This window comes from Pseudomonas sp. ES3-33 (assembly GCF_000952175.1).
Lineage (GTDB): Bacteria > Pseudomonadota > Gammaproteobacteria > Pseudomonadales > Pseudomonadaceae > Aquipseudomonas > Aquipseudomonas gregormendelii.
Genome location: NZ_JZRI01000098.1, coordinates 1 through 3,611 on the forward strand (window position 1 = coordinate 1; position 3,611 = coordinate 3,611).

The window sequence follows — 3,611 nt, forward strand, 5'->3', positions numbered from 1 at the left end:
CCGTATGCCTATCTCAAAGATGTACTGACGCGGCTGCCGACGCAGCGTGCCAGTGAGATTGATCAACTGCTGCCGCATCGGTGGATGCCCGCCTGAGTCACGCAAGGTGACTTCGGCGGACGCTTACGTTTTACGGGCAGCTATGCTGACTGGTGTGATTGATAGTTCGACTCGATTTTTGAAGTGGGTCGGAGGGACGAATGAATCTTGAGGGCCTAGCCGAACTGCTTTCCGGTGGCGAAAAACTACCTGGATGTGAGCTAGCTCATTCAGACGCCTTGGCACTGGTCGGATTTTACTTCCCTGGACGCGCCTATTGTCTAGTCGCTGACTGGACAGTGGTTGATATAGCGGTCTCCCCCCGTCAGTTAAACGCCGTTGCTAGAAGAGGAGTCACTCCTACTTTGGTCAACGCTTTATGTGTTATCCACGATAGCAAAGGACGTTTCCCTCGCGGTCACTGGGTAAGAACTTCATTGGGGGTTTCGTTCACCCATGATTGCCTGTTCGAGACAAAAAACACCGTTTATGTGTTGATGGGACCCGGTCGAAGGGTACGAACAGACCTGGACGTCGCGCAGAGCCTGTACTGAAAGTCACTGGTGCGCAATGTGGCAGTCATCGACGTTCAGCGTTTTAGGTTTCGTCCGCCTCAGCCATCCCTATATTTTTCCGGTGCTTACCAAGACTTAGTGTTGGCCACGTATCAGCAATCGCCCCCTAGAACTTGGCTTGATAGGGGGTAGCCTGTCTACTTCAGAGGAGCCGAGCGGCGTGCTTGCTATAATTCAAACGAATGGTTCACACCCCCAGAATCCTCGGCGATGGCGGTTGGTTTTCTAAGGTTAAGCGCAAATTCTAGCGGAGTGGCAACACATGACTATGCCCTGCGAGCGTACCCGGAGTATCGTCCAAACAGGCGAGTTCTTGCGTGAGCTGTCCAGAGATCAGACTCTCCCAGAATCTGTTCGTCAGCAGGCAAAACGCCTCCTGCGGCATTACCCAGAACCATGGGTGATCTTTGGGATCGGCTCCTTCGAAGAGCTGCTTCAAACAAAGGGTCCGAGCGATCCAACGCGAGAGTTCGCGATAGTGGTCCACACTCCCCAGTTGAGCTCCAGCACTGACGGATAAGGCTGGAAAAACTTCCTCAGACTGAGTCTATGATAGAGACCATGGTCTGTGGCAATCCGCGATGGTGCTGTCCGCGCTTCAACGCTCCGACCCTCGTGTTGATGAACGGCATAGATTCTTATGCTGTATGCATGTACAGTTAATGGGTTCTTGCGGCCTTACTCATTGCCTAAGTGTTGAAGCCCTTAGGCGGTGTCATGTGCCGAGATAAGCCCTGAAGTTTGTTGGGTAAGGTGTTATTTTCAGTGATTCCATATTGATACTATCGGAACGGAATTCGACCTATGATCACACTGAAAACTGCCATTATTCACAGCTTCAAGAAGCTGGCCAAGACCAGCTTTATCTCCGAGGTGGTCAAGAAGGATGTGGCGCTCGATACTGAAAATCCTGCGTTGCATTTTCTGGTCAATGGCATCCACGGCCTCATCGGCAAAGAAGGCAACAGCGTGGTCTATGGACAGTTTGCCAATGATGACCGTCAGGGGCCGTTTCCAGAGCGCTTCACCGCGTTCGTAGAAGTACAAGATGATGAAGCGCAATTTATCGACTTGACCCACTTGGCAATGGACCAACTGGTGGAGCAAGCCGGTAATCAAGTCTTGTCGACTGGTGGACACATCCTTTGCGCCCAGTACACCTCGGGCGCAACCGACTTTTTCCTGGTCGCCAGCATGAAGGAGCGCGGTGGTATTCAGCTGGACGAAAACTATGTGCCGAAGGAAATTCAAGAGGTCGATCTCAACAAGGTTCAGCAGGCCGCCAGGATCAACTTGGCTAGCTTCGTGGCCATAAAGGCTATGGCTGCTGCGGCCGCTGCTGCGCCTGAGCAGGATGAGGATGACGCGGAGGATGAAGTGGATTCAACCTACCTGTGCTTCATCAGCCGCGGCCGTGATAGTCAGGCATCTGACTATTTCATTTCTGCACTGGGTTGTGCGAAAGGAGTGGCCTCCGGACGCGCTACCAAAAATGCCATTGATAACGTTGCCCGGTTTTTTCGCGACAACAAAGCGTTAAAAAGCTTTGGTTATAAGGCCAAAGAGGCGGTGATCAAATATCTGGAGGAGCAGTTGGCCGCAGGTAAGTCCGCACGCCTGGACGCCATCTGCCACGTCGCTGTCGCACACGTACCCGCTGACTTAGTGGATGAAATCGTTGGGCTGAAAGACTATTTGAATAGTGAGAAACATAAGGTGCCGGACGACTTTACGGTCAATGCGAAATCGCTGAAAGAGAAGACCCGTATCAAGGGGGACGCTGCTAACTGGTCGTTGCAATTCGAGCGTGGAGCGTTAGGTAAGGATCCGGCCGCAGACGTTTACTATGATGAGGGACGGAAGAAGTTGACCCTGTCCAATCTGACTGCCGAACTGGTTGGTGTGATCGAGAAAGAATTGCTGGCTAGGGCTGGCTAAGAATGTTTTCCAATGTGGTAGCTCTCTACCGTACCCTCGGAGCGCCCACCATTGAGGATGGGGTCATCCGCTATCAGGGGAGGCCAACGCCCGACATTATCGGTGCGTTGCGAATGTGTGATGACCTGCCCGCAGCTTATGGCAAGTTCGAGCATTGCTCTGAAGAAGCTGACTCTCTCGATATTGAGTTTCGCTTGCCATCGAACGAGTCGGGCCGGTTCTACGCGAACTTAGGCGAGTTTGTCGCTCGCAATGGCTCATTGGGCAAGGGCCAATTTCCGAGCAACGTGTACATTGTTGAGCTCAGTTGGGCGGATAGTGATGACACCGAACCTTCGGCGATTAAGGCGCTCAGGCGCGTCTGCCGGATGATCGAGCTGCTTGCACTGCTAGCGATCGGCGTCGACAAAGACAGCAGTCCAGATGGTTATAACCTGTTTTTTGCCTTGCCTCCCGATGGGGCTAAGCCTCCGAGAACTTTTCTGTTGCCTACCCAGGTTGACGTCAAGGTTCTTGACTATGAGCTCAACCACCTGAGTTTGTTGGAAGAAATACTCAATCGAAAAAACGAAAACAAGGCGCACCTCTCCGAACGAAAATTGATGATTCGGATGGCGGTGGCGAGCGTCATCGAGAAGTTTGAGAGCGAGCCGAATCTGTTCTTGGTGATCGTGCGGGAGTGGCGGGAGGTCCTCGCCACGTACCGTGCGAATCTGCAAACCTACGTCTATAGCTTCTCGTTTGAGCGGGCCCGGCGCGAGGTGGCCCAGGCTGAAATCGACTATGGCACTAAGCTTAGTGGAGTACTGGGCGACATCGCGGGAAAGATGCTTGCCCTGCCGATATCGTTAGCGGGTCTGGTCGTGCTGGAGAAAACAACCTCAAAATTCGAAGGTTTTATTCTTGTCCTTGGGCTAGCAGTGGTCTCTGTGTGCGGATTCCACGGCCATCCGGCCACCTATTCCATAAACATCCGGCCACTGATTCCACGATGATCCGGCCACCCATTCCACGCTCATCCGGCCACCCTTAAGGCAGGCAGCAACGCAGGATTATTCA

5 protein-coding genes are annotated in these 3,611 nt (G+C 52.9%); all 5 read left to right on the forward strand.

Annotation, left to right across the window (positions count from 1 at the left end; genetic code table 11):
- The coding region (locus UB23_RS17245; protein ID WP_045059740.1) for a transposase domain-containing protein at positions 1-96 on the forward strand (96 nt) is incomplete at its 5' end.
- Positions 97-200: 104 nt separating this feature from the next.
- Positions 201-593: a DUF6957 family protein gene (locus UB23_RS30795; RefSeq protein ID WP_404942396.1), complete on the forward strand. Its 393-nt coding sequence runs from the start codon at positions 201-203 to the stop codon at positions 591-593.
- A 289-nt stretch (positions 594-882) separates the two neighbouring features.
- The gene (locus UB23_RS30800) at positions 883-1,134 is read left to right on the forward strand and encodes a BPSL0761 family protein (RefSeq protein WP_409339150.1); all 252 of its coding nucleotides are present in this window, start codon (positions 883-885) and stop codon (positions 1,132-1,134) included.
- 284 nt (positions 1,135-1,418) lie between these two features.
- Positions 1,419-2,552, forward strand: coding sequence for a nucleoid-associated protein (locus UB23_RS17255; RefSeq protein ID WP_045060514.1), 1,134 nt, complete (start codon positions 1,419-1,421; stop codon positions 2,550-2,552).
- Between the two features lie 2 nt (positions 2,553-2,554).
- Positions 2,555-3,547, forward strand: coding sequence for a hypothetical protein (locus tag UB23_RS17260; protein ID WP_236695865.1), 993 nt, complete (start codon positions 2,555-2,557; stop codon positions 3,545-3,547).
- Positions 3,548-3,611 lie beyond the last annotated feature (64 nt).